Origin of the sequence: Bradyrhizobium sp. MOS001 (genome assembly GCF_004634465.1) — a bacterium.
Classification (GTDB): Bacteria; Pseudomonadota; Alphaproteobacteria; order Rhizobiales; family Xanthobacteraceae; genus Bradyrhizobium; species Bradyrhizobium barranii.
Genome location: NZ_SPVJ01000002.1, coordinates 424,125 through 447,421, shown reverse-complemented (window position 1 = coordinate 447,421; position 23,297 = coordinate 424,125). Strand labels below are relative to the sequence as shown.

Genomic DNA, 23,297 nt, shown 5'->3' with positions numbered 1-23,297 from the left:
CTCCTGACACCGTCATATCGGCACTCGCCTGTGGCGTTCGCGCGCGATCCGCCGCAATTTCAGGCATTCCCGCGCAAAGCTCCGGATCTGGCGCAGGGCTTGCTCTGAGGCAGCCTGAGGAAACGCAAGGGCTGATGTGAAGCCAGGGGATCGCTAACGCGAACGCGTCGCGGCCTGCGACGATCCGGCACGCGCACGTCAAGAGACTGTCACATGTGCCTCGTGCAAGCTCCGCCGGAAGGTGGAATTGCAATGTATGCACACTTGTGCAAATCGCTGTGATCAAGGCAGTTCATTCAAGGAGGAAATCATCGTGCGTCGATCGCTCATTCTCACGGCAGCCATCCTCGGCCTGGCCGCGAACACCTCCGCGCAGGCCGACGACCTCAAGGTCGCGCTGATCTACGGCAAGACCGGCCCGCTCGAAGCCTATGCCAAGCAGACCGAAACCGGCCTGCAAATGGGTTTTGAATACGCCACCAAGGGCACCATGACGCTCGACGGCCGCAAGATCGTCGTCATCACCAAGGACGACCAGGGCAAGCCCGACCTGTCGAAAGCCGCGCTCGCGGAAGCTTATCAGGACGACAAGGCCGACATCGCGATCGGCACGACCTCGTCGGCCGCGGCGCTCGCCATCCTCCCCGTCGCCGAGGAGAACAAGAAGATCCTGATCGTCGAGCCCGCCGTCGCGGACCAGATTACCGGCGAGAAGTGGAATCGCTACATCTTCCGCACCGCGCGCAACTCGTCGCAGGACGCAATCTCGAACGCGGTCGCGATCGGCAAGCAGGGCGTCACCGTGGCCACGCTGGCGCAGGACTATGCCTTCGGCCGCGACGGCGTCGCCGCCTTCAAGGAGGCGCTCGCCAAGACCGGCGCGACGCTCGCCGCGGAAGAATACGCCCCGACCTCGACCACCGACTTCACCGCGGTCGGTCAGCGCCTGTTCGACGCTCTGAAGGACAAACCCGGCCGCAAGGTGATCTGGGTGATCTGGGCCGGCGCCGGCAATCCGCTGGCCAAGCTCCAGGACATGGATCCGAAGCGCTACGGCATCGAGCTCTCCACCGGCGGCAACATCCTGCCGGCACTGGCCGCCTACAAGGGCCTGCCCGGCATGGAAGGCGCGACCTATTACTACTACGACATCCCGAAGAACCCGGTGAACGACTGGTTCGTCGCCGAGCACCAGAAGCGCTTCAACGCGCCGCCGGACTTCTTCACCGCCGGCGGTTTTGCCGCCGCGATGTCCGTCGTCGCCGCCGTCACCAAGGCGAAGTCGACCGACACCGAGAAGCTGATCACGGCGATGGAAGGCCTGGAGTTCGACACGCCGAAGGGCAAGATGGTGTTCCGCAAGGAGGACCATCAGGCGCTGCAAAGCATGTATCACTTCAAGGTCAAGGTCGATCCGAACGTCGCCTGGGCCGTGCTCGAGCCGGTGCGCGAGCTGAAGATCGAGGACATGGACGTTCCGGTCCGCAACAAGCGTTGATATCAAGTCCCCTCTCCCCGCATCGGCGGGGAGAGGCTTCTTCCACATTCCCAGAGTTCTCCCGATGGCCCTGACGCTAGAGACGCGCGACCTCACCATCCGCTTCGGCGGCCATGTCGCGGTCAACAACGTCACCTGCACGTTCCGCCCGGGCGAGCTCACCGCCATCGTCGGGCCGAACGGCGCCGGCAAGACCACCTATTTCAACCTGATCTCGGGCCAGCTGCGCGCTTCACACGGCAGCATCCTGTTCGACGGCACCGACATCACGCAGCATTCCGCGCCGCTGCGCACCCGCGCCGGCCTCGGGCGCGCCTTCCAGCTCACCAACCTGTTTCCGAACCTCACCGTGGAAGAGAACGTCCGCCTCGCGGTGCAGGCGGCCAGCGGCACCCATTACGACATGCTGCGGCCCTGGATGGTCCGCCGCGACCTGATCACCCGCGCCGATGCCATCCTCGACCAGGTCGCACTCGGCAATCGCCGCGGCGTCGCCGCCACTGCGCTGTCGCATGGCGACCAGCGCAAGCTCGAAGTGGCGCTGATGATCGCGCTCGAACCCAGAGTGTTCATGTTCGACGAGCCGACCGCGGGCATGAGCATCGACGAGGTGCCGGTCGTGCTGAACCTGATCGCGCAGCTCAAGCAGGACAAGAGCAAGATCATCCTCCTGGTCGAGCACAAGATGGACGTGGTGCGCTCGCTCGCCGACCGCATCATCGTGCTGCACAACGGACAACTTGTCGCCGACGGGCCGCCGGCCGAGGTGATCGCCTCGCCGATCGTGCAGGAAGCCTATCTCGGCATTGCTCCAAAGAGTGCCGCATGACCGATCTGCTCAAACTCTCCGGCGTGCACACGCATATCGGCCGCTACCACATCCTCCAGGGCATCGACCTCGCGGTACCGCAGGGCCAGACCACCATGCTGCTCGGCCGCAACGGCGCCGGCAAGACCACGACGCTGCGCACCGTCATGGGCCTGTGGCAGGCCTCCAGCGGCGAAATCACGCTCGGAGGCGAGCGCATCGAGAGCCGCGCCACGCCCGACATCGCGCGGCTCGGCGTCGGCTACGTGCCGGAGAGCATGGCGGTGTTTTCCGACCTCACGGTGAAGGAAAACCTGGTGCTGGCGGCGCGCGACGGGCCGCTCGACGATACCCAGCTCGACTGGATCTTCGGCTTCTTCCCCGCGCTGCGCCGGTTCTGGCTGTCGCGCGCGGGAAGCCTCTCAGGCGGACAGAAGCAGATGCTGTCGATCGCGCGCGCCATCGTCGAGCCGCGCAAGCTGCTGCTGATCGACGAGCCGACCAAGGGATTGGCGCCCGCGATCGTCATGGCACTGATCGAGTGCCTGAAGGAGATCAAGCGCAAGGGCGCGACGATCCTGCTGGTCGAACAGAATTTCTTTGCCGCCCGCGAGCTCGGCGACAACGTGCTGGTCATGGACAACGGCACCATCGTCCATCGCGGCGAGATGGCGGCGCTCGCCGCCGACGTGCCGCTGCAGGAGCGGCTGCTCGGCCTGAGCCTGGAGGCGCATCAGTGACTGAACTCGCCGCAAATGATCCGCTGCCGAAGCCGAAGCGCGATCTCGCGCCGATCCTGCTGCCGATCGCGCTGGCGCTTGCGATGATTCCTCTGGTGGGGTCACCCAGCACCTGGCTGACGCTGACCGCCGCGAGTCTCGCCATGGGCATGATGATCTTCATCATGGCCTCGGGGCTGACGCTGGTGTTCGGCCTGATGGACGTGCTCAATTTCGGCCACGGCGCCTTCATCGCCGTCGGCGCCTATGTGGCAACCCTCGTGCTCGCGCCGTTCGCGGCCTCGATGCAGGCGGATTCACTGTGGATGAACCTCGCCGTGCTGGCGCCGGCGGCGCTGCTGTCGATGGCGGTATCCGGCGCGCTCGGCCTGGTCGTCGAGCGCGTGCTGATACTGCCCGTCTATGGCCAGCATCTGAAGCAGATCCTGATGACGACGGGCGGCCTGATCGTCGCTGAGCAGACGCTCTATGCGCTGTGGGGACCGCAGATCATCCCGACGCCCCTGCCGACCTCGCTGCGAGGCTCCTTCATCCTCGGCGACGTCGCGATCGCCAAATACCGTGTGCTGGCGATGCTGATCGGCCTCGCCGTCTTCATCGCGATCCAGCTCGTGCTCAACCGCACCAAGCTCGGCCTGCTGATCCGCGCCGGCGTCGAGAACCGCGAGATGGTCGAGGCGCTCGGCTATCGCATCCGCCGCCTGTTCCTCGGCGTGTTCATGACGGGATCGGCGCTCGCCGGCCTCGGCGGCGTGATGTGGGCGCTCTATCGCGAGCAGGTCCATGCCTCCATGAGCGACGACCTCACCGTCCTGATTTTCATCGTCGTCATCATCGGCGGCCTCGGCTCGATCGGCGGCTGCTTCATCGGCGCCATCCTGGTCGCGATGGTGGCCAATTACGGCGGCTTCCTGGTGCCGAAACTCGCCCTCGTCTCCAACATCCTGCTGATGGTCGCCATTCTGATGTGGCGGCCGCGCGGCCTCTATGCGGTGACCAGCCGATGATGCTCCTGTCAGGCGATCCGCCGAAGAGCCGCGTGCTCACGCTTCTCCTCATCGTCATCATCCTGGCGCTGGCGGCGACGCCGTTCCTGTTCCCGGGGGCCAAGGCGCTGAACGTCGCGGCCAAGATCTGCGTCTTCGCCGCGCTCGTGGCCTCCTACGACCTCCTGCTCGGCTATACCGGCTCGGTATCGTTCGCCCACACCATGTTCTACGGCATCGGCAGCTACGCCATCGCGATCGCGCTGTACGGGATGGGCCCGAACTGGGCCGCGGTCGCAACCGGCATCGTGGTCGGCCTGCCGCTCGCGGCGCTGCTCGCGCTCGCGATCGGCCTGTTCTCGCTGCGGGTCGCCGCGATCTTCTTTGCCATGATCACGCTCGCGGTCGCCTCCGCCTTCCAGGTGCTGGCCTCGCAGCTCTCCTGGCTGACCGGCGGTGAGGACGGACGCAGCTTCCAGCTGCCGGAATTGCTGCGGCCCGGAACGGTGCTGATCTCCAAGAACCTGTTCGGATTCGAGATCAACGGCCGCATCCTCACCTTCTACCTGGTGTTCGCCGTCTCGGCCCTGATGATCCTCGCTTTGTTGCGTGTCGTGAACTCGCCGTTCGGACGCGTGCTCCAGGCGATCCGCGAGAACCGCTTTCGCGCCGAGGCGCTCGGCTTTCGCACCGTCTTCCACCTGACCTACGCCAACTGCCTCGCCGCGCTGGTCGCCGCCAGCGCCGGCATTTTGAACGCGCTGTGGCTGCGCTATGCCGGTCCCGACACCTCGCTCAGCTTCTCGATCATGCTGGACATTCTGTTGATGGTGGTGATCGGCGGCATGGGCACGATCTACGGCGCGATCATCGGCGCCACCATCTTCATCCTCGCCCAGAACTACCTTCAGTCGCTGATGGGCGTGGCCTCCAAGGCGGCGAGCGAAGCCGGCCTGCCGTTGCTGCCGGGGCTGTTGCATCCCGACCGCTGGCTGCTGTGGCTCGGGCTGCTGTTCATCGCCAGCGTCTACTTCTTCCCGACCGGCGTCGTCGGACGTCTGCGCAATGCCGGCCGCGACAAGAGCGCGGGCGCTTCGCATTAAGCCGGCATTAATGATGCAGCGCAGCGATTGTGATGGGCACGGCACAACCGCGACGTGATTCCCGCCCCACTGCATACGGGCGCGACTGCACAACCGGATTAATGCTTAGGTAACTGGCTTTCCTAAGGTTTGCGCCATTTGTGCGGTGTATTCCTGTCCTTCCAGGGAGGGGGGAAATGCGCCAGGTCTTTTCCACGGTGACAGCCGGAATGTCATCAGCCGCGACCAACGGCTGGGCGGCCTTGGCGCGGCGTGGTCCTGTCCTCTGGCTGACCCTGTGCGGCGTGTTGCTGGTCGCCGGGATCTTCGCCGTGACCGCCATGGCCATCGGCGAATTCCGCGAGCGCACCCTGGCCAATCGCGAGCGCGAGCTGGAAAACACGGTGCAGCTGATCGCGCGGCACTTCGATCAGCAATTCCAGGATTCCGACGTCGTCGCCGCCGACCTGATCGGGCAGATGAACCTGCCGGAGATCACCTCGCCGGCGATGTTCAGCGAGCGCATGTCCGGGCTCGCGACGAACCAGATGCTGCGGAGCAAGATCAGCTCCGTCTCCTATCTCGGCGACATCGCGATCTACGATGCCGACGGCGAGCTGATCAACTGGTCGCGGGCCGAGCCGCTGCCCAAGATCAACGTCTCCTCGCGCGCCTACTTCCAGACGTTCAAATCCGATCCGATGGCCGAATCGGTCATCCTGGAATCGGTCCGCAGCTTCATCATCGGCAAATGGACCACGATCGTCGCGCGGCGGCTGAGCGGCGCGGACGGCACCTTCCTCGGCGCCATGGTCCGGCGGATCGATCCGGACAGCTACCGGCAGTATTTCGCTTCTGTCGCGCTTGCCGAGGGTACGGCGATCTCGCTGTTCGATCGCGAAGGCAAGATGCTGGCGCGCTATCCACATGTCGAAGAGCTGATCGGCAGGAATTTCAAGGACGCGCCGCTGATGCGCAAGATGCTGGCCGAGGGCGGCCGGCACACGCTGCGCGTCAAGGGACCGATCGACGGCGAGGACCGCCTCGGCTCGGGGGCCTCGCTGTCGCATTTCCCGCTGGTCATTGTCGCGACCAACACCACGAGCGCCGCGCTGGCCGACTGGCGTCAGCAGACCGGCTTCATGGTCACCACGGCAACGCTTTCGGCGATCGTGATCGCATTGATCCTCTTCCTGATCATCCGCCAGATCAGCCGGCAGAACCGGGAAGCCCAGGAGCGGATCGAAGCGGAACGGCTGCGGCTCGACACCGCCCTGAACAACATGTCGCACGGGCTGATCCTGTACGACGCCGCCGGATTTATCGTCACCTGCAACCGCCGCTACTCCGAGATGTTCGGCCTGTCCGACGACATCATCAAGCCCGGCTGTCACATCCGCGAGGCGATGCAGCATCGCAAGGAGCGTGGCACGTTCGGCGGCGACGTCGAGACGTTTTGCACCGATGTGATGCGGGTCGTCGCCGAGGGCAAGGTCTCCAGCAGGATCCACGAACTGCCCAACGGCCGCGCCTTCCAGGTCATCAACACCCCGCTGGCGCAGGGCGGATGGGTCGCCACGATCGAGGAAATCACCGAGCGGCGCAATCTGGAGCAGGAGCGCGACCGCAACTACATGTTCCTGCGCGAGATCATCGATCACATCCCCTCGCAGATCACGGTGAAGGATGCCCTGACGCGGCAATATCTGCTGGTCAACCGGACCGCCGAGGAGCAGTTCGGCCAGTCGGGTGACGTCATCGTCGGCAAGACTCCTTTCGACATGTATCCGGAGGCCGCCGCCAGGATCGTCAACGACGACGACAGCAAGGCGCTGCAGGCGCCCGGGGGATTGTTCAAGGACGAGCACGCCTGGCAGAGCCAGACCAAGGGACCGCGCTACATCACCTCGACCCGGATCGGCATTCGCGACAAGTCCGGCGAGCCGCGCTACCTCATCAGCGTCGTCGAGGATGTCACCGAGCGGCGGCGCGCCCACGAGAAGATCGCGCATATGGCGCATTACGATGCGCTGACCGACCTGCCGAACCGCACGCTGTTCCGCGAACAGATCGAGCGCGAGCTGGCGAAGGTCGCCGGCGGCGGGCAGTTCGCGCTGCTCTATATCGACGTCGACGAATTCAAGGGCATCAACGATTCGCTCGGCCATCACGTCGGCGACGAGCTGCTGAAGGCAATCGCGACCCGTCTCCGCGGCTGCCTCAAGAAGAGCGACCTGATCGCGCGGCTCGGCGGCGACGAATTCGCCGTGATCCAGAGCGGAATCCAGTCCTCTGCGGACGTGCTGTCGTTCGTGACGCGGATCTACGAGGCGATCCGCCAGCCCTATCACTGCCTCGGCCATCAGCTCTCCACCGACGCCAGCATCGGCATCGCGCTGGCGCCGCAGGACGGGACCGATCTCGACCAGCTCATCAAGCACGCCGATCTTGCGATGTACGGCGCCAAGGCCGAAGGACGCCGTACCCATCGCTTCTTCAAACCGGAGATGGATGCCAGCGCCAAGGCGCGCCTGACCATGGAGCAGGATCTGCGTCAGGCGCTGGTGAACGGCGGCTTCGAGATCCACTACCAGCCGCTGGTCGACCTGCGCACCAACGACGTGTCGGGCTGTGAGGCGCTGCTGCGCTGGCGGCATCCAGAACGCGGCTGGGTGTCGCCGGCGGAGTTCATTCCGATCGCCGAGGATACCGGCCTGATCAACGAGCTCGGCGACTGGGTGCTGCGCATGGCCTGCAACGAGGCCGCGACCTGGCCGGCGCATGTGCGGATTGCGGTCAACGTCTCGCCGGTGCAGCTCAAATGCGACACGCTGGCGCTGCGGATTGCCAGCGCACTCGCCGCCTCCGGGCTCTCTCCCTCCCGGCTCGAGCTCGAAATCACCGAGGCCGTGCTGATCCGCGACGACGAGGCCGCGCTCTCGATCCTGCACCAGCTCCGGTCCATCGGCGTGCGCATCGCGCTCGACGATTTCGGCACCGGCTATTCCTCGCTGAGTTATCTGAAGCGCTTCCCGTTCGACAAGATCAAGATCGACCGCTGCTTCGTCGCCGACATCGCGGAGACCAGCGGCGCGCCCGTGATCGTGCAGGCGGTGGTGAACATCGCCGCAGCCAGCCACATGACCACCGTCGCCGAGGGCGTCGAGACCGAGGCGCAACGTGAGATGCTGCGCGCGCTCGGCTGCACGGAGATGCAGGGCTATCTGTTCAGCAAACCGAAGCCGGCCGCCGAGGTACGAAAGCTGTTCGGTCCGAACGATGCCGCGCCGGTGGCGGCGGTGGCCTGAGATGGCGAAGCCGCGGAAAACGTCAGCGAAAGCCGTCGACGTCGCGGATTCCTATGCCGTGCGGCTGATGCAGCATCTGGTGGTGCCGACCTTCGTGATCGACCCCAAGCGCCGCGTCGTGATCTGGAACAGAGCCTGCGAGCGGCTGACCGGCGTTCCCGCCGCGGAGGTGATCGGCACGACGAAACACTGGCAGGCCTTCTACGAGACCAGGCGCCCCTGCCTCGCCGACCTGGTCGCGCTCGACCGTCCCGAGCAGCTGCCGGAGTTTTATTCGGAATATGCCGCACGCGGCCACAACGGGCTCGGCTTTTCCGCGGAGAACTGGTGCGTGATGCCCAAGCTCGGCAGCCAGCTCTATCTCGCGATCGACGCCGGCCCCATCCACGACGAGGCCGGCCATCTGATCGCCGTGGTGGAGACGCTGCGCGACCTCACCGATCAGAAGCGCGCCGAGATGGCGCTGAAGGAGCTCGCCACCAAGGACGGGCTGACCGGCCTGTCGAACCGGCGCGCCTTCGACCAGATGCTGATGAGCGAATGGGCCCGCGCCCAGCGGACGCAGAAGCCGATGGCGCTGCTGTTCGTCGACGTCGATCATTTCAAGCTTTTCAACGACCGGCACGGCCACCAGAGCGGCGACGAATGCCTGCGCGCGGTCGCTGATGTCGTCAGCCGCCATGCCGTACGCCCGCTCGACCTCGCCAGCCGCTATGGCGGGGAAGAGTTCGCGCTGATCCTGCCCGACACGGAGTGCGATGCCGCCTGCGCCATCGCCGAGGAGATCCGCCGTGCCGTCATGGCCTTGCGGATCGCTCATGGCGCTGCTGGCGCCGGCGACCACGTCACCCTCAGCGTCGGCGTCGCCAGCCATATTCCCACTGAGGCCGACGGCAACCCCGACCGGCTGCTGGGTGCGGCCGACGAGGCGCTCTATGCGGCAAAACGGCTCGGCCGCAACCGCGTCATCTGCTCCGAACGCCTGCTGGCGGAGTTTGCGCGCGCCGATCGCGACGCGCCCGCCATTCCCATCGTCGCCAATCGCCGGTCCAGCCGCGGCTGACGTTCATCCCACCGAAGGTTCTATTGCGTTCGGCCTCACCAACGGGTGATGTTGCGCCGGAACAACACTCACATTTTCTTCTCGAAAAGCCGCAATTTCTCGGGCGCTCGTTTGAATATAGATAAGTCGTTGCCTGGAGCCGTATTCGCTTTGAAATTTCCCCGCCCATCTCGCAGTGCCCTCCCCTCCGCCAAAAACGCCATCGCCTGGTCGCGAGTGACGGCCGAACCCGGCTCGGCCGCCAAGACCAACCGCTGATGACCGAAGCAGCCGGTTCGTTTCGCGGACGTGTCCACCGCGGAACGCAGCAAATTGGTGGCACCTGCATCGAGCTCGAGGCCGCGGGCGAGCGAATCCTGCTCGACCTTGGCCTTCCGCTGGATGCCGACGGCGCGTCCGACGATCTTCTCCCGCCGGTGGCCGGGCTTCGCGTCGAAGATCCAACCCTGCGTGCGATCGTCCTGTCGCACGGACACGGCGATCATTGGGGTCTGCTTCCCCTGTGCAAACCCGACGTCCCCCTCGCCATGGGCGCCGCGACGGCGCGCATCATGTGTGCGGCGGCTCCTTTCGTGCCCAACGCCTTCGTGCCAAATGTTTCATTCGAGCTGAACGATCGCAGGACTTTCCAGATCGGTCCGTTCAGCATCACGCCCTATCTCGTCGATCACTCGGCCTATGATGCCTATGCGCTGCTGATCCAGGCTGCCGGCCGGCGTCTGTTCTACAGCGGCGACATCCGTGCCCACGGTCGCAAGGGCGGTCTGTTCGAGCGATTGGTCAGCCATCCGCCCCGCGATATCGACATGATGCTGATGGAGGGGTCGAGCCTCGGCCGTCTCGACGAGCACACGCAATTCCCGACGGAGGACGACATCGAGGCGAGGCTGACCCAGAGTTTTAAACAGCCAGGCTTCGTCATCCTCTCGGCGTCCGCGCAGAACATCGATCGCGTCGTCAGTATCTATCGCGCCTGCAAGCGCAGCGGCCGGACGCTGCTGCTGGACCTCTATGCGATGGAGATATTGCGGGCCACCGGCAACGAGCGCTTGCCGAACGCCGGCTGGCCCAATTTGTCGGTCTATGTGCCGGAATATCAGCGGCGACAGATCGCAAGGAACAAGCGCTTCGACCTGCTGGATCCCTACAAATCCGCACGGATCTACCGCGAGCGCATCACCGAGATCGCCGATCGCACCGTGATGCTGTTTCGTCCGGCAATGGCCCACGACGTGGAGGCCGCAAATCTCTGGCCCGGCACCAGAGCGATCTGGTCGCAATGGGACGGATATCTGAAGGACGGTCCTGGCGCCAGACTGAAGGCGGATCTCGCGACACGCAGCGTTCCCATCGAGATCATCCACACCTCGGGCCACGCCAGCATCCTGGATCTCAAGCGACTCGCGAACGCAATACAGCCGGACAGGCTGGTGCCCGTTCACACATTCGAAGGCGACAGTTTCTCCAGATATTTTGACAACGTCACGCGACGCAGCGATGGCGAATGGTGGGAGGTATGAGATGAGCTTCAGACGCGGAATCCGGGGCGACGACTTTCGCAAGGCACTCGAGACACTCGCCCAGCAGGATGGGTGGTGGAAAGACGTTCTCGCCGATCCCACGCTCATCATCGGCATTCGGGACGAGTACCTGAACGTCTATTGGCAGGGACAATCCATCTTCAAAGTGTCATTCAAGGGCGGGAAAGTGACCGCCTCGACGCATGAAAAATATCTGCTGAATCCGGACCTCAAGGATCAGGTTTCGCTGGTCGAGGGGAAGTTCGCCTTCGGCAACGCCGAGCAAAGGATGCTGACGCGCGACTACGAAGGCGCAGAGACGCTGGCGAAGCTCAAAAGGGCCGCATCGCCCTATTCCGGACAGGAGAAGGAAGGCGTCCACGAGATCGCGACGTCCAATCTCTCCGTCGTCGACGTCGAGATTGCGATCAACGCATCCGGCGTCCCCGGCATCAAGCGGAACCTCCCCCGCATGGACCTGGCGAACTTCGAAACGACGGCGACCGGCGTGGATCTGGTGTTCTGGGAGGCCAAGACGTTGAGCAACCCCGAGCTGGAGAACGGCGACATTGTCGGTCAGCTCGGGGACTATCAGAAGGTGATCGACCTTCACAAGACGGAGTTCGATGACAGCTATCGATGGGTTGCGAAGAATCTGGCCGAGATGGCGGAATGGAGCAACGGACACCGCAATGTGGCTGCGGCGATCAGCGCCGTCGCGAAGGGGGCAAAGATCAACGTGAGCAGCGCCAATGTCGGGCTGCTCGTGTATGATTTCACCGCGGCTCAACGCGATCGCAAGGACAAGGACGGCAAGACGCTGAGCGACAGAGTGATTGAATCGCTCGCGAAGGTGGGCGTGGGTCCGGAGCGGATCAGGTTCAAAGGCACGACAAAGGGTCTCACCATCTAAGTTGGCACGCGGGAGAAACCTGGCTTTGCATCTTCCCGAGCACGAAGAGCTCACCTTCGCGATCGGCGACATCCACGGCTGCTTTGAGAAGCTGACGTCGCTTCTCGCCGCGTGCGACCAGATTCGCGGCCTGCGGAGCGCCCAGTTCGTCCTTGTCGGAGACTACATCGACAGGGGGCCCCAAAGCCGCGGGGTGATGGATTTTCTCGTCGGCAGCGAAGGGAAGCAGGACCGCCCCTTCGTCTGTCTGCGGGGCAACCATGAGGAGATGCTGCTTCGCGCAGCCGACATGGAGCGCACCGACCGCGACCTGATGAATTGGTGGGGCAACGGCGGCGAGCAGACGCTCGACAGTTACGGGATCGACGATCCCGCCGACCTGCCGAGCGAGCATCTCGACTGGATACGCGCGCTTCCGCTGATGAAAATCGAGCATGGACGAGTTTTCGTCCACGCTGGGCTACGGCCGGACGTGTCGCTGGCGTCGCAGTCCGAGCGAGACTTGCTGTGGATCCGGGAACCCTTCCTGTCGTCGGATCACGACCACGGGCTTTTCGTTGTCCATGGTCATACGCCGGTCCGGTCCGGGACACCTGATCTGCGAGCCAACCGGTTGAATCTGGATACCGGCGCCTGCTTTGGCGGCCCGCTCACCGCGGCCGTGTTCGCCACCTCGGAGACGGGCCCGTTGATGTTCGTGACCGATTCCGGGGAGATCTCGGGACCGGCCGCCCTCCGGGATTGAAGAGCGAAGCATAAGACCAGGAATCGGGCGATGCCGGGCGTCCGGGCCCGGGCAAAGCGGAGGTTGCCCACCCCCCGCCAATCGGCTAAATGAACCTCGACTAGCACCCGTAGCTCAGCTGGATAGAGCGTTGCCCTCCGAAGGCAAAGGTCACACGTTCGAATCGTGTCGGGTGCGCCAGTCTCCTTACTCTTTACCGAGACTGTGTGCCGGACCGAGACTGTGTGCCGGCTTTTGACGCTGTGACGGCACCATCCATCAAATGTTGCGGCTCGCAATCTGGCCTTCGCAACGTCGCGCGCGCGTCCGGCTAAGCACGTCGAATGGAAAAGCGGTCACAAATCTCTGACCAGCGGCGCAATTGATTGCACCCTTAAATTGTACTATTGTTCATGGGTTGCGGAAAATGAGCCTGATCGCAGCATGTTTCTGGTCGCGATCATCGGGGTAGGTCCGATTGTAGGCGTGATGTCGCAGACCGATATCCGGTTATTGTCGGACTGAATCACCCCAGGAGCGCTCGTCCCGCAAGCAATGAGCCAACACGGCACCTGCTTGACGACGTCGATCCAGTGGCGGCGCCAGGAACAGGGCTTCGCAATCAACCGAGTCGGGAGGGGTGCTTCAGATGAAAACCATCGCCCAGTTCGTCGAGGATCGCATTACGACGCTTTCAGACCTGAAAGACGCACTCCAGACCGCGATGCAATTGGAGTTCTCCACCATCCCGCCTTATCTTTGCGCGCAATGGTCGATCAACAGCGACCCGGGCGGCGTCGGCGGTATGATTGAGGACATTGTGGTGCAAGAGATGTATCACTTTGCCCTGGCAGGCAACATGCTGACCGCGATCGGCGGCGTGCCATCCATTGCCAATGCGGCCTTCATTCCGAGCTACCCGACCAATGTCCTGCCCGGAGAAATTCTGCAAAAATTGCCCGTTGATCTGAAGCCGCTTACGCCAGATCAAGTTCAGGTCTTCATGCAGATCGAGTATCCGGAATTTCCACCGGTCGCGCTCACCGCAAGAACGGGACCCGCGACGATCGGTGATTTCTACGATGCGATCGCCGAGGGCTTCACCACAGTCAATCCCGCGATCAATGCCAGCGCTTTCGCGGTCAATTCGGGGGAAGCAACGCCGATCAAGAGCATCGCCGATGCGCAGGCGGCGATCCTGCTGATCAAGGGCGAAGGTGAAGGTACGGAAGGCTCTCCTAACCAACCCCCAACCGGCAATGCAACATTCGCCCACTATTATGTCTTCAAGGAAATCTACACCGAGAAAACGCTGGTGCAGGATGCGGCGGGCCACTGGAGCTTTACGGGAGCACCAATCCCGTTTCCGACCTGGTTCGATTTTCAGCAATCAACCGTCACACCGAGTCCGTCGCTTGCATTCAACCAGGCCCTGTCGCAGCTCTTGATCGGCCTTCAAACGTGCTGGACAAGCGGTACAAGACCCAGCATCGGCGCCATGTTCACACTTCAGTCGCTTGGCACGGACCTCATCCAGCAGGGCATTCGTCCTGAGTTCCTATGGGCGCCTCCGTCGGCATGAACTCCGGATCTGCCGCCTGCCTCCCACGGCAAGCACTCACGTCAGCATCGAGATGATCGACTGGATCTGATCGGAGGCGGACGTCACCAGGGCGTCATACGACGTATGACCGTGCGCGGCAGTCTTCAAAATGCATTCGGCGACAGCGGCTTTCAGACCGAACACCGACTGATGGGCCGGCACGCTCGCCATCACGGTCTCGAGGGCCTGGCGCATCGTCTGAATGAGCTCGGAGCTGTATTGCATTGGCTGTCCTCCGCGCTCCCATTTAGGAACGCGGGCCTAGGCTCGCCACTCACAAGCCTGAGATTGCTCTTTGATGAACCTTGGACAAATCGCCTCAATTCAAGCGCCAGATGGCCGCATTGAGCAGGCCGGCAAAGGCAACCCAGGCTGCGTAAGGCACGAACAACGCAGCGGCCAGCCTGTCCCGTGATGTCTCGAGACTGATGTAGGTCACGATCGCGACGAACAGACAGATGAGGATGACGAGCGCGGCGCCGATCTGGTGCATCGTGAACATCACCGGGGACCAGACGAAATTCAGCGCCAGCTGCGCGGCCCAGACCTGCATCGCTCGACCCGACGGCTCACGGCGAAAAGTCCGCCAGCCCGCGATGGCGATCAGGATGTAAAGGATGGTCCAGGCCACCGGGAACGCCCAGTTCGGCGGCACGAAACCCGGCTTGGCAAGGGCCGCATACCACTCTCCCGGAAGATTGGTCGCGCCGATCAGCCAGCCGATGCCGACCACACCGACGACGAAGACCAACAACTGAAGCATCCATCACCTCGCGCTTCTCTTCGGGCAATTGTATCATCGTTCCATGAGCGAATCCGGCACGGTGACTGGCGAGGCCACGCCCGTCCGCAAGATCATCCATATCGACATGGATGCCTTCTATGCGTCCGTGGAGCAGCGCGACAATCCGGAGCTGCGCGGCAAGCCGGTCGCGGTCGGCGGCTCCGCGGAACGCGGCGTCGTCGCGGCCGCCAGCTACGAGGCCCGCAAGTTCGGCGTTCGCTCCGCGATGCCGTCGGTGACCGCGAAGCGGCAATGTCCCGATCTGATCTTCGTCAGGCCGCGCTTCGAGGTCTACAAGGCGATCTCCAGGCAGATCCGCGACATCTTTGCCGAGCACACGCCTGTTATCGAGCCATTGTCGCTCGACGAGGCCTATCTCGACGTGACGGAGAATTTGCAAGGCATCCCGCTGGCGCGGGACGTCGCCTTGCTGATCCGTGAGAAGATCAAGGCCGAGACCGGCCTCAACGCTTCGGCGGGCATTTCCTACAACAAGTTTCTTGCAAAGCTCGCCTCCGATCATCGCAAGCCCAACGGTCAGTTCGTGATCTCGCCGGAAATGGGAGCCGCCTTCGTCGAGACGCTGCCCGTCGGCAAGTTCCACGGGATCGGCCCGGCGACCAGTGCGAAGATGAATGCGCTCGGCCTGTTCACCGGCCTCGACATCCGCAACCAGACGCTGGAGTTCATGAATGCGAATTTCGGCAAGTCGGGCGCCTATTACTACTGGATCTCACGTGGCGTCGACGAGCGGCCGGTCCGGGCCAACCGGATCCGCAAGTCGATCGGCGCGGAGACGACATTCTCGACCGACCTCGACGAATACGGCGCGCTGGCCGCCGAGCTCAAGCCGCTCGTCGACAAGGTCTGGCGCCATTGCGAGACGACCGGCAATCGCGGCCGCACCGTCACCCTGAAGATCAAGTTCGCCGACTTCGAGATCATCACGCGCAGCAGGTCCGTCACAGCGCCGGTTGCAGGCCGGGACGATCTGGAGCGGCTGGCCTGCGGCCTGCTCGAAGTCGAAATGCCGCTGCCCAAGCGCGTCAGGCTCGTGGGGGTATCGCTGTCTGCCCTCCAGGACGGGGACGATGCGGAGCCGCAGCTGACTTTCGGTATTTGAACCAGCCTGGAAAGCCCCGCCGCGAAGGCGAGATCCTTGTCCGCGGCGTGGCCCCAGACCAGTCATGGAAGGTGGCGGGATTTTCAGACCCGCCAACGATGAAGGCCGATCCTCTCGGGCCAATCAATGCCTCACATGCTCGAACACGACGATCACGCCCGTCGGTTCCGGCTCGTGGGCCATCAGGCGCGTAAGGTCGGCATCGCTCCAGTTGGCGAGGCTGACGACTTCGCCGGTCTGGCGCTCGGCGCTGAGCGACGGCGTCGGCTCGAGCACCTTCAGGCCCGTCTCGTCGACGAAGAAGGTGTGCTCGCCGAACATGCTGTTGAGCTGCGGCATGGCGGGATGTTCGTCGGGGAGCACCTGGGCGCCGAGTTGGTTGACGGTCTGCTTCACCTGTTCGGATGTGAGCTTCATGAGCTGCTCCGTTTCTGTCGTGCCGGGTTTCAGTGAGTTGAGCCAAAACGGGCGTTCCCTGTGTCGCCTGGCTCAAATTCCCGAACGGGTGTTGCGCACGAATGTTCCGGAAAAATGCATTTCGTGATCGCCAGTTTCATCTGCCGCGCTCACGGCACGGGATCGCCACACGATGCACATGATCCGCCTGTCGATGCCGCTATTCGACGGCTTCGACGATCCGGATGTCGCGGTCGGCACCGTCGCCGAGCAGGTCGTGAGCGGCCTTGTAGGCGGGACTTTCATACGCCGCCCTGGCGCGCTCGACGCTGTCGAACTCGATGAGAACGACGCGTTCCATCAGGCCGTGCTCGTAGGCCGCAACCGGCATCCCGCGCGCGAGCACGCGTCCACCGGCGGCCTCAATGGCCGGACGCGACAGCTTGGCGTAGGCCGCCATGGCGTCGGGGCTCTTGATCGCGCGGTAGGTCGCAACCCAATAAGCTTTTGCCATTTTGTTTCTCCTTGTTCTCGTGAACTAGTGCTCGCCTCGGTTCTCGCCAACCGAGAGCGCGCAGATGCGTGACAGATATGTGTATGGCAGACCGGTCTCCTCGGCCCACGCGTTGAACTGTGCCTGCACTTTTGCGAGATCGCCCTTTGATTTGACCTCTTCGGCGATGTCGAGGCCGGCATCGCGCAGGCAGGCGACGACATCCCTGGAGGTGACAAAACCATCCCAGCCGACGAAGCGCAGCAGCATCTGCCCGGTGTTGCCGCCGAGCCGGCTGCCGCGCTTGGTCAGGAGATCGAGCAGGCCGACCTCGTTGGATGGCGGCCATTTCGCCAGAAACTTGCCGAAGCTGCCGTGCTCTTTCGCGATCTCCTGGACGAAGGCCGCGTTGTCGCGCACCGACATGATCTTGGCGCCGTTGCGCACGATGCGCGCGTCGCGCACGAGGCCCTCCCAATAATCCTCGGGCTGGAAGGTGAGCTTGGCCGGCTGGAAATGCAGGAACGCCGCTTCAAAGCCGTCCCATTTCGAATCGATCACGCTCCAGGCAAAGCCGGCACAAAACACCCGCCTGGTCATCTCGGCGAGGATGCGATCGTCGCCGAGCTTGGCCAGCCCCTTCAGGTCGGGCTTTTCGGGCATCAGCCTGTCGAGCGCCTTGGGGCCGCCCTTGCGTTTCTCGGCGCGGGCACGAATGGTCTTGAAGGAGGTCATGCGGATACGGGCGTTTGAGGATGCGCCACGACATCAGAATTCGATGACACGGTCCAGCCCTGCGGTGCCCGGCTACTTGCGCACACCAATGCACCGCAGCATGCTGCCGGCCATTGGCTTGACGAAGAGAGGCAGCCATTCTGGTCTGCTTCTTGCTTTGTAAATGACGTTTTGGAATTCCCAGACCTTTTCAAACCCGCCCATGGATTTTCAATGCGCTGCCTGGTCGTGGCCGATTTGCACTACTCGCTGCCGCAGCTCGACTGGCTGGCCAGCGCGGCGCCGCAGTTCGACCTCGTGATCTTCGCCGGCGATGCGCTCGACATCGGCTCGATGGTGGATTTTCGCGCGCAGATCGTGGTGCTGAAGAAATACCTCGCGCTGCTCGCGGCGCAGACCCGCGTGATCCTCTGCTCCGGCAATCACGACCTCGACGAGCGCAACGCGGAGGGCGAGAAGATCTCGCGCTGGATCTCGGAGGTGCGGGAGCTCGGGATCATTTGCGACGGCGACAGCCTCACCATCGGCGACACGCTGTTCACGGTGTGCCCGTGGTGGGATGGCCCGCTGGTCAAGCAGCGCATCGTCGCGCAGCTGCGCGACGCCGCCGAAAGCCGCCCGCAGCGCTGGATCTGGGCCCATCACGCGCCGCCGGCGAATTCACCGACCAGCTGGGGCGGCAAGCGCTTCTTCGGTGATGTCGATCTGGTGCAGTGGATCATGCAGTATCAGCCGTCGATGGTGATCTCGGGCCATGTGCACCAGTCGCCCTTCATCGCCGACGGCTCGTGGTTCGACCGGCTCGGGCAGACATGGGTGTTCAACGCCGGCCTGCAACCGGGACGGCCGCCGACGCATATCGTGCTGGATCTCGCTGCGGACAAGGCGTTCTGGCTGGCTGCGGGCGAAGCGCAGTGGATCGACCTCGCCGCACCGCTGAAGCGGCCCGCAAACACCATCGAGGAGCCGCCGGACTGGCTCACATCCTTGGATCGGATTGCCGATCCGAGCCTGGCGACACCTCGAGCGGCGGCAGGTTGATCATGCTCTGGAGCACCTCGCCGACCATGGCGAGATGCGTGCCGTGGCCGGCATATTGCCGCTTGAGATCGGCGAGATAGGTGTTGGCAACGTTGAGCCGCTGCGCCAGCGTGCGCGCGAGCAGCAGCGCGACCTCGGGCCGCTGGATGAGGAATGACGCCGCGTCCTCGAACTCATAGATGACGGAATCCGAGCTGGCCCGCACCGTTGCCGTATGCGGCAACCCAAGCAGCACGGACATCTCGCCGAACACGGCGCCGGGCTCGGTGATGGTCGCGACCACCGTGTCGCTCTTGAGCACGTCGAGCCTGCCCTCGACGAGCACGTAGAGGTGGCCGCTGCTGGTGCCACCCTCGGTGACGACCGACGTGCCGGCCTTGACCTGCCGCTCCGTTCCGCCGGTGCAATGATCCAGAACTGCGCGCATCGCCGAAGCTCCCATCGCTGGGGAAATCCAGGCGATACTAGAGCACGATCCGTGCCAGGCGGCAACGCGCGGACGGCTACCGCGACAAGCGCTTTGCGAGATGAACCGACTGCCAGTCTCCGAGACCGGTATCCCGGAAGCCTGCCTTCTTCGCCAGACCGCGCATCTCGGCATTTGTCCGCGCAGTCTCGGCGGCGATCATCTCGTGGCCAAGATCGGTCGCCCGCGTCTCCATCGCCGTCATCATCTGCAAGCCGAGGCCCAGGCGCTGGAACGCATCGGCGACCGAAATGGCAAACTCGCCATGCCGTGCAGTCGCATCATAGGCGTAGTTCGCTTCGCCGATGATGGTGTGCTGCCCTTCCTGCCTGACTTCGGCGAGCAGGGTGAAATGACCGGGACGGCCCGTCTTCGCCACGCATTCGGCCGCGACCAGGGCGACGTCGGCGCGCGCGCCCATGAAGCGCTTGTTGCGCGACGTCGTGGACAGGCCGGTGAAATAGACCGACAGGTTCTCGACGTCGGATACGCTGGCGGTCCTGATGCAGACCATGCCCTTCGCTTCGGCCAGTTCGAGCGCCTCAACGACGGCTCCCGGAAACAGCTGTGACATGCGTAATGCTCTCGGCAGGTTGCGTGGACCGCACACCTAACCGAGACCGCGCTTCCGCGGCTTGGACACCACTGCCAATCATGCGGCTGAAAACGAACAGCTCGTTGTCCCGTGCCGCGCATCACACACGGGAGAGTGACGGCACCTCGTCGGGCATGATCGCCTGGAGGCCGCCGAAGCGGCGCTCACGGCCGTGGAAGGACACCAGCGCCGCGGAGAGATCGCCAGCGTCGAATTCGGGCCACATCCGCTCGGTGAAGTGCAGCTCGGCATAGGCGCCTTCCCAGAGCAGGAAGTCCGACAGCCGCTTCTCGCCGGAGGTGCGGATGATGAGATCGACGTCGCGAAGGCCTGCTTCACCTGTGACGAGCTGCGAGAAGGCTTCGCGGGTGAGGCTCGTCAGTGCCGCCGCCTTCGCTGCGGCGTTGAGGATGGCGTCGCGCGCGGAATAGTCGACCGCGATGCGCAGGTGAAGCGCGCTGCCGTGCGCCGTGGCGTCCTCCGCGCGCGCGATCGCATTTGCGATGCCGTCGGGCAGACGGTCGCGTCGACCGATCACGGTGAGGCGCACGCCGTTCCTGGCGAGGCTCTGCACCTCGTTGGCGAGATAGAAGCGCAGCAGAGTCATCAGCGCGGCGACTTCGGTCTTCGGCCTGCGCCAATTGTCGGTTGAGAAGGCGTAGAGCGTCAGCGTCCCGATGCCCTGCTTGGGTGCGGCCTCGACGATGCGGCGGATCGCCTCCACGCCGGCCTCGTGGCCGCGCAGGCGCGACAGGCCGCGGCGCGTCGCCCACCTGCCGTTGCCGTCCATGATGATGCCGACGTGAAGCTTCTCGTTGCGAGAGGTCATGTCGCTTTGCATTGCAAAGTCTCCGGTCAAAAAAGGGGGGATCAGGTCGAGATGATACCGAGACGGCCGAGCGGCGGCGCGTCGCGGCCGGCGGCCTTGGCGGCGTCGCGCACCAGCCGCTCGAGCACGGCGAGATAGTCGAGGAAGCGGCGGCGGCCGGCCTTGGTCAGGCGGCAGGTCGTGTGCGGGCGGTTGCCCTCATAGCCCTTGGTCACCTCGACGAGGCCGGCCTCCTGGAGCACGGCGAGATGCCGGCTGAGATTGCCGTCGGTGAGGCCGCAGAGCTGCTTGAGGTCGGCGAACGCCAGACCCTTCGGATGCGCCATCAGCGAGGTCAGAAGCCCGAGCCTCGCCTTCTCGTGGATGACGCGGTCGAGCCCTTCATAGGAGAAGGGTGCGCTGTCAGTCTTCGACATCATGGTCTCCGGACGCGAAATACAGAATGCCCGCCATCACCGACTGCCCGATCACGAAGGGCAGCCCCATGGTCCACGGCGATAGCGTGTGAGTCCGGCTCGCGAGCACCACGACCGCGAAGCCGGAAACAAAATACCAGGCGCCGGCGAGCGCGACGGTGCGCGGCAGCGAGCGGACGGAAGCGAAAATGCCGAGCGACACCAGGATCTGCCACAGGCCGGGCAACAGCCACAGCGTCTCGCTCGCGAACTTCCACATCACCACCGCGAGCAGCACGCCGGCGACGCCCGCGGGCAAGAACTGCTCGACCGCCTGATGGATCATGGCATCGGCCAGGCCGGAATGATGACGGCGCGAGCGCGCGCGCATCTCGATGCCGATCATCAGAACGGAGAGCACCGCGGCCATGAACCAGCCGAAGAAGAAGCCGACCGGCTCGCTGGTGGGATCGCCGAGCAGCCAGAATTGGAGGATTGCGGTGAGAAGCGCGACGGCGCCCGTCGCAGCGATCGTCGCCGGGCCGTAGCCGCGGAACGCCGTGCCCGCCGCAATCTGGTTGCGGATCGCCACGATGTCGGCCAGTGCCTTGTCGAGATCGCGCATTGGCAACGCCAAAACCCCGCTCCGCCCAATTAACCGGGACCGCCGTCCCGTCACTTTGTATCGCAAAGTATATAGCACCGCAAAGTAAAGGCAAGCCCGGCGAGGAGGTCCTGTCCGGACAAACAACTGCCGATTGCACTGCGTATCCTCCCGCGGATAAGATGGATCGAAAAGCATTATGGGGGGATGGTATGTGGCTTAAGTCGTTTGTCGTTGCATCGCTTTTGCAGGCGAGTGTCGTCGGAGCTGCCCATGCGAAAGGACCATTCGGCAGCGTCAATGTCGGCAACTGGATCGGCGGCGCCTTCAGCAATGACGAGACGGGCGCTTTCTCCCATTGCGCCGCGACGACGCCTTATGCGAACGGCGTCATCCTCGTCGTGAGCCAAAATGCAGCCGGCACATGGTCACTCGCCTTTGCGAGTCCCAGCTACCGCTTCAACAAGGGCGAGAACGCCGCGATCGACGTGACCTTTGACGGGCAGGAGCAAGCCAGGCTGTTCGCCACGGCGTACCAGCCCAACATGCTCACGGCCATCATGCCGGTCAATGTTGTGCGCACGTTTCAGAAGGCGAGCCTGATGGTGGCGACAGCCGGCCGCGCCGTTCTGAATTTCGATCTTACCTCGACCGGGCCGGTGATCGCCGCATTGGCCAATTGCGTGACCAAGGTGAAAGCCGACGGGCTCGACAAGGCCGGCGACTTCACCAAGATGGCCGCCAAGCCGCAGCCTGCGCCGGACAAGCAGGCGCCGCCGGCCGGCAGCAAAGTTGCCAGGGCCAAGACCGGCACCGGCTTCGTGGTCAGTGCGAACGGCCATGTCGTCACCAACAACCATGTGATCGACGGCTGCGTCGGCGACATCAAGGGCAACCTCACCGGTGAGGCCGCGATGGTGCTGCGCGTCGTATCGAGCGACGTCAACAACGATCTCGCTTTGTTGCAGGCGCCGTCGACGACGACATTCAAGGACTTTGCGCGGATCCGCGATCGCTCGATCCGCTCCGGCGATTCCGTCATCGTAATCTGCTTTCCCTTCCATGGCTTGCTCACGTCGGACTTCACCGTGACGACCGGTATCGCGAGCTCGCTCAGCGGCATGCGCAACGACACGCGTTTCCTGCAAATCAGCGCGCCGGTGCAGCCCGGCAATAGCGGCGGCCCGCTGTTCGACACCACCGGTCAGATCGTGGGCGCGGTCACCGCAAAGATCCCCGCACTTCGCATCGTCGCTGCGACCGGCAACATTCCGGAGAACATCAACTTCGCCATCAAGACCGGCATGCTGCGCGACTTCCTCGACAATTCCGTGGTGCCCTACCAGACCTCCGAACCGAAGGGCGAGCTCAAGACCACCGACATCGCCGGCAACGCGCGGCCGTACACGATGCTGATCTCGTGCAATGGCACGGAGCAGGCCGACGCGAAGCGGTAGACTGCGCTTCAGCCTCCGCTGTCATGCCCCGCGAAGGCGGGGCATCCAGTACGCCGCGGCTTCTAGATTCGACACGACCGTCTCGGAATACCGGATCGCCCGATCAAGTCGGGCGATGACACCGTTGGTGTGGG

Annotated in this window: 25 protein-coding genes and 1 tRNA gene; 15 read left to right on the top strand and 11 right to left on the bottom strand. The window is 63.9% G+C overall.

What is annotated here, in order from left to right:
* The first annotated feature begins 313 nt into the window (after positions 1 to 313).
* The 7 genes from CT676_RS05550 (at position 314) to CT676_RS05520 (ending at position 9,485) form a co-directional block, all read left to right on the top strand.
* Entirely contained in the window at positions 314 to 1,498 is a 1,185-nt protein-coding gene (locus CT676_RS05550; protein WP_085404097.1) for a substrate-binding domain-containing protein, read from the top strand.
* A 64-nt stretch (positions 1,499 to 1,562) separates the two neighbouring features.
* The gene (locus CT676_RS05545; protein WP_085404080.1) at positions 1,563 to 2,327 is read left to right on the top strand and encodes an ABC transporter ATP-binding protein; all 765 of its coding nucleotides are present in this window, start codon (positions 1,563 to 1,565) and stop codon (positions 2,325 to 2,327) included.
* Entirely contained in the window at positions 2,324 to 3,046 is a 723-nt protein-coding gene (locus tag CT676_RS05540; protein ID WP_085404081.1) for an ABC transporter ATP-binding protein, read from the top strand. Before CT676_RS05545 ends, CT676_RS05540 begins: the two co-directional genes overlap by 4 nt.
* On the top strand, positions 3,043 to 4,053 hold the full coding sequence (locus CT676_RS05535; RefSeq protein WP_085404082.1) for a branched-chain amino acid ABC transporter permease: 1,011 nt from the start codon (positions 3,043 to 3,045) through the stop codon (positions 4,051 to 4,053). Before CT676_RS05540 ends, CT676_RS05535 begins: the two co-directional genes overlap by 4 nt.
* Positions 4,050 to 5,135: a branched-chain amino acid ABC transporter permease gene (locus CT676_RS05530; protein WP_028149341.1), complete on the top strand. Its 1,086-nt coding sequence runs from the start codon at positions 4,050 to 4,052 to the stop codon at positions 5,133 to 5,135. The genes CT676_RS05535 and CT676_RS05530 overlap by 4 nt, the downstream gene beginning before the upstream one ends.
* 176 nt (positions 5,136 to 5,311) lie before the next feature.
* Positions 5,312 to 8,422, top strand: coding sequence for an EAL domain-containing protein (locus CT676_RS05525; RefSeq protein ID WP_135214089.1), 3,111 nt, complete (start codon positions 5,312 to 5,314; stop codon positions 8,420 to 8,422).
* 1 nt (position 8,423) lies between these two features.
* Positions 8,424 to 9,485, top strand: a complete 1,062-nt coding sequence (locus CT676_RS05520; protein ID WP_135214088.1) for a diguanylate cyclase — start codon at positions 8,424 to 8,426, stop codon at positions 9,483 to 9,485.
* A gap of 68 nt (positions 9,486 to 9,553) precedes the next feature.
* On the opposite strand, the gene CT676_RS45120 is transcribed toward CT676_RS05520, so the two are convergent.
* The gene (locus CT676_RS45120; protein WP_244623072.1) at positions 9,554 to 9,970 is read right to left on the bottom strand and encodes a hypothetical protein; all 417 of its coding nucleotides are present in this window, start codon (positions 9,968 to 9,970) and stop codon (positions 9,554 to 9,556) included.
* Here CT676_RS45120 and CT676_RS05515 point away from each other — a divergent pair.
* From CT676_RS05515 to CT676_RS05495, 5 genes are all read left to right on the top strand, one after another.
* A complete protein-coding gene (locus tag CT676_RS05515; protein WP_244623071.1) occupies positions 9,863 to 11,005 on the top strand; it encodes an MBL fold metallo-hydrolase in 1,143 nt (380 codons plus the stop codon). The genes CT676_RS45120 and CT676_RS05515 overlap by 108 nt on opposite strands.
* Position 11,006: 1 nt before the next feature.
* Entirely contained in the window at positions 11,007 to 11,918 is a 912-nt protein-coding gene (locus CT676_RS05510) for a hypothetical protein (RefSeq protein WP_135214087.1), read from the top strand.
* Between the two features lie 25 nt (positions 11,919 to 11,943).
* Positions 11,944 to 12,663, top strand: a complete 720-nt coding sequence (locus tag CT676_RS05505; RefSeq protein WP_085405098.1) for a metallophosphoesterase family protein — start codon at positions 11,944 to 11,946, stop codon at positions 12,661 to 12,663.
* A gap of 103 nt (positions 12,664 to 12,766) precedes the next feature.
* Positions 12,767 to 12,843 (top strand) — tRNA-Arg (locus CT676_RS05500).
* A gap of 448 nt (positions 12,844 to 13,291) precedes the next feature.
* Complete coding sequence (locus CT676_RS05495; RefSeq protein WP_085405097.1) at positions 13,292 to 14,224, top strand: ferritin-like protein; 933 nt, start codon at positions 13,292 to 13,294, stop codon at positions 14,222 to 14,224.
* Positions 14,225 to 14,260: 36 nt separating this feature from the next.
* On the opposite strand, the gene CT676_RS05490 is transcribed toward CT676_RS05495, so the two are convergent.
* The gene (locus CT676_RS05490) at positions 14,261 to 14,470 is read right to left on the bottom strand and encodes a hypothetical protein (protein ID WP_085405096.1); all 210 of its coding nucleotides are present in this window, start codon (positions 14,468 to 14,470) and stop codon (positions 14,261 to 14,263) included.
* Between the two features lie 94 nt (positions 14,471 to 14,564).
* Positions 14,565 to 15,008, bottom strand: a complete 444-nt coding sequence (locus tag CT676_RS05485; RefSeq protein ID WP_085405095.1) for a TspO/MBR family protein — start codon at positions 15,006 to 15,008, stop codon at positions 14,565 to 14,567.
* A gap of 43 nt (positions 15,009 to 15,051) precedes the next feature.
* On the opposite strand from CT676_RS05485, the gene dinB reads away from it, so the two are divergent.
* Positions 15,052 to 16,152, top strand: coding sequence for a DNA polymerase IV (gene dinB, locus CT676_RS05480; RefSeq protein WP_085405094.1), 1,101 nt, complete (start codon positions 15,052 to 15,054; stop codon positions 16,150 to 16,152).
* A 123-nt stretch (positions 16,153 to 16,275) separates the two neighbouring features.
* On the opposite strand, the gene CT676_RS05475 is transcribed toward dinB, so the two are convergent.
* The 3 genes from CT676_RS05475 to CT676_RS05465 form a co-directional block, all read right to left on the bottom strand.
* A complete protein-coding gene (locus CT676_RS05475; RefSeq protein WP_085405093.1) occupies positions 16,276 to 16,569 on the bottom strand; it encodes a hypothetical protein in 294 nt (97 codons plus the stop codon).
* A gap of 199 nt (positions 16,570 to 16,768) precedes the next feature.
* Positions 16,769 to 17,062: a DUF1330 domain-containing protein gene (locus CT676_RS05470; RefSeq protein WP_085405092.1), complete on the bottom strand. Its 294-nt coding sequence runs from the start codon at positions 17,060 to 17,062 to the stop codon at positions 16,769 to 16,771.
* 24 nt (positions 17,063 to 17,086) lie between these two features.
* Positions 17,087 to 17,776 (bottom strand): DNA-3-methyladenine glycosylase I, encoded by a 690-nt coding sequence (locus CT676_RS05465; RefSeq protein WP_085405091.1) that lies wholly within the window; start codon positions 17,774 to 17,776, stop codon positions 17,087 to 17,089.
* 213 nt (positions 17,777 to 17,989) lie between these two features.
* Between CT676_RS05465 and CT676_RS05460 the strand changes: the two genes are divergently transcribed.
* The gene (locus tag CT676_RS05460; RefSeq protein ID WP_085405090.1) at positions 17,990 to 18,817 is read left to right on the top strand and encodes a metallophosphoesterase family protein; all 828 of its coding nucleotides are present in this window, start codon (positions 17,990 to 17,992) and stop codon (positions 18,815 to 18,817) included.
* Here CT676_RS05460 and CT676_RS05455 read toward each other — a convergent pair.
* The 5 genes from CT676_RS05455 to CT676_RS05435 form a co-directional block, all read right to left on the bottom strand.
* Positions 18,756 to 19,244, bottom strand: a complete 489-nt coding sequence (locus tag CT676_RS05455) for a cyclic nucleotide-binding domain-containing protein (protein WP_085405089.1) — start codon at positions 19,242 to 19,244, stop codon at positions 18,756 to 18,758. The genes CT676_RS05460 and CT676_RS05455 overlap by 62 nt on opposite strands.
* Positions 19,245 to 19,320: 76 nt before the next feature.
* Positions 19,321 to 19,857 carry a GNAT family N-acetyltransferase gene (locus CT676_RS05450; protein ID WP_085405088.1) on the bottom strand — a complete coding sequence of 179 codons (537 nt, stop codon included), beginning with the start codon at positions 19,855 to 19,857 and terminating at the stop codon, positions 19,321 to 19,323.
* A 121-nt stretch (positions 19,858 to 19,978) separates the two neighbouring features.
* Positions 19,979 to 20,719, bottom strand: coding sequence for a di-trans,poly-cis-decaprenylcistransferase (locus CT676_RS05445; RefSeq protein WP_085405087.1), 741 nt, complete (start codon positions 20,717 to 20,719; stop codon positions 19,979 to 19,981).
* Between the two features lie 29 nt (positions 20,720 to 20,748).
* A complete protein-coding gene (locus CT676_RS05440; RefSeq protein WP_063985952.1) occupies positions 20,749 to 21,123 on the bottom strand; it encodes a transcriptional regulator in 375 nt (124 codons plus the stop codon).
* Positions 21,110 to 21,727 (bottom strand): hypothetical protein, encoded by a 618-nt coding sequence (locus CT676_RS05435; protein WP_085405086.1) that lies wholly within the window; start codon positions 21,725 to 21,727, stop codon positions 21,110 to 21,112. The genes CT676_RS05440 and CT676_RS05435 overlap by 14 nt, the downstream gene beginning before the upstream one ends.
* A gap of 191 nt (positions 21,728 to 21,918) precedes the next feature.
* On the opposite strand from CT676_RS05435, the gene CT676_RS05430 reads away from it, so the two are divergent.
* Positions 21,919 to 23,163 carry a serine protease gene (locus tag CT676_RS05430; protein ID WP_135214086.1) on the top strand — a complete coding sequence of 415 codons (1,245 nt, stop codon included), beginning with the start codon at positions 21,919 to 21,921 and terminating at the stop codon, positions 23,161 to 23,163.
* Positions 23,164 to 23,297 lie beyond the last annotated feature (134 nt).

Coding starts and splice junctions, on each gene's coding strand:
- CT676_RS05460 (WP_085405090.1), top strand. CDS start 17,990: ATGCGCTGCCTGGTCGTGGCCGATTTGCACTACTCGCTGCCGCAGCTC.
- CT676_RS05530 (WP_028149341.1), top strand. CDS start 4,050: ATGATGCTCCTGTCAGGCGATCCGCCGAAGAGCCGCGTGCTCACGCTT.
- dinB (WP_085405094.1), top strand. CDS start 15,052: ATGAGCGAATCCGGCACGGTGACTGGCGAGGCCACGCCCGTCCGCAAG.
- CT676_RS05545 (WP_085404080.1), top strand. CDS start 1,563: ATGGCCCTGACGCTAGAGACGCGCGACCTCACCATCCGCTTCGGCGGC.
- CT676_RS05520 (WP_135214088.1), top strand. CDS start 8,424: ATGGCGAAGCCGCGGAAAACGTCAGCGAAAGCCGTCGACGTCGCGGAT.
- CT676_RS05465 (WP_085405091.1), bottom strand. CDS start 17,776: ATGACCTCCTTCAAGACCATTCGTGCCCGCGCCGAGAAACGCAAGGGC.
- CT676_RS05440 (WP_063985952.1), bottom strand. CDS start 21,123: ATGTCGAAGACTGACAGCGCACCCTTCTCCTATGAAGGGCTCGACCGC.
- CT676_RS05430 (WP_135214086.1), top strand. CDS start 21,919: ATGTGGCTTAAGTCGTTTGTCGTTGCATCGCTTTTGCAGGCGAGTGTC.
- CT676_RS05470 (WP_085405092.1), bottom strand. CDS start 17,062: ATGGCAAAAGCTTATTGGGTTGCGACCTACCGCGCGATCAAGAGCCCC.
- CT676_RS05510 (WP_135214087.1), top strand. CDS start 11,007: ATGAGCTTCAGACGCGGAATCCGGGGCGACGACTTTCGCAAGGCACTC.
- CT676_RS05455 (WP_085405089.1), bottom strand. CDS start 19,244: ATGCGCGCAGTTCTGGATCATTGCACCGGCGGAACGGAGCGGCAGGTC.
- CT676_RS45120 (WP_244623072.1), bottom strand. CDS start 9,970: ATGATCGCCGTGTCCGTGCGACAGGACGATCGCACGCAGGGTTGGATC.
- CT676_RS05495 (WP_085405097.1), top strand. CDS start 13,292: ATGAAAACCATCGCCCAGTTCGTCGAGGATCGCATTACGACGCTTTCA.
- CT676_RS05490 (WP_085405096.1), bottom strand. CDS start 14,470: ATGCAATACAGCTCCGAGCTCATTCAGACGATGCGCCAGGCCCTCGAG.
- CT676_RS05475 (WP_085405093.1), bottom strand. CDS start 16,569: ATGAAGCTCACATCCGAACAGGTGAAGCAGACCGTCAACCAACTCGGC.
- CT676_RS05435 (WP_085405086.1), bottom strand. CDS start 21,727: ATGCGCGATCTCGACAAGGCACTGGCCGACATCGTGGCGATCCGCAAC.
- CT676_RS05485 (WP_085405095.1), bottom strand. CDS start 15,008: ATGCTTCAGTTGTTGGTCTTCGTCGTCGGTGTGGTCGGCATCGGCTGG.
- CT676_RS05540 (WP_085404081.1), top strand. CDS start 2,324: ATGACCGATCTGCTCAAACTCTCCGGCGTGCACACGCATATCGGCCGC.
- CT676_RS05445 (WP_085405087.1), bottom strand. CDS start 20,719: ATGCAAAGCGACATGACCTCTCGCAACGAGAAGCTTCACGTCGGCATC.
- CT676_RS05450 (WP_085405088.1), bottom strand. CDS start 19,857: ATGTCACAGCTGTTTCCGGGAGCCGTCGTTGAGGCGCTCGAACTGGCC.
- CT676_RS05525 (WP_135214089.1), top strand. CDS start 5,312: ATGCGCCAGGTCTTTTCCACGGTGACAGCCGGAATGTCATCAGCCGCG.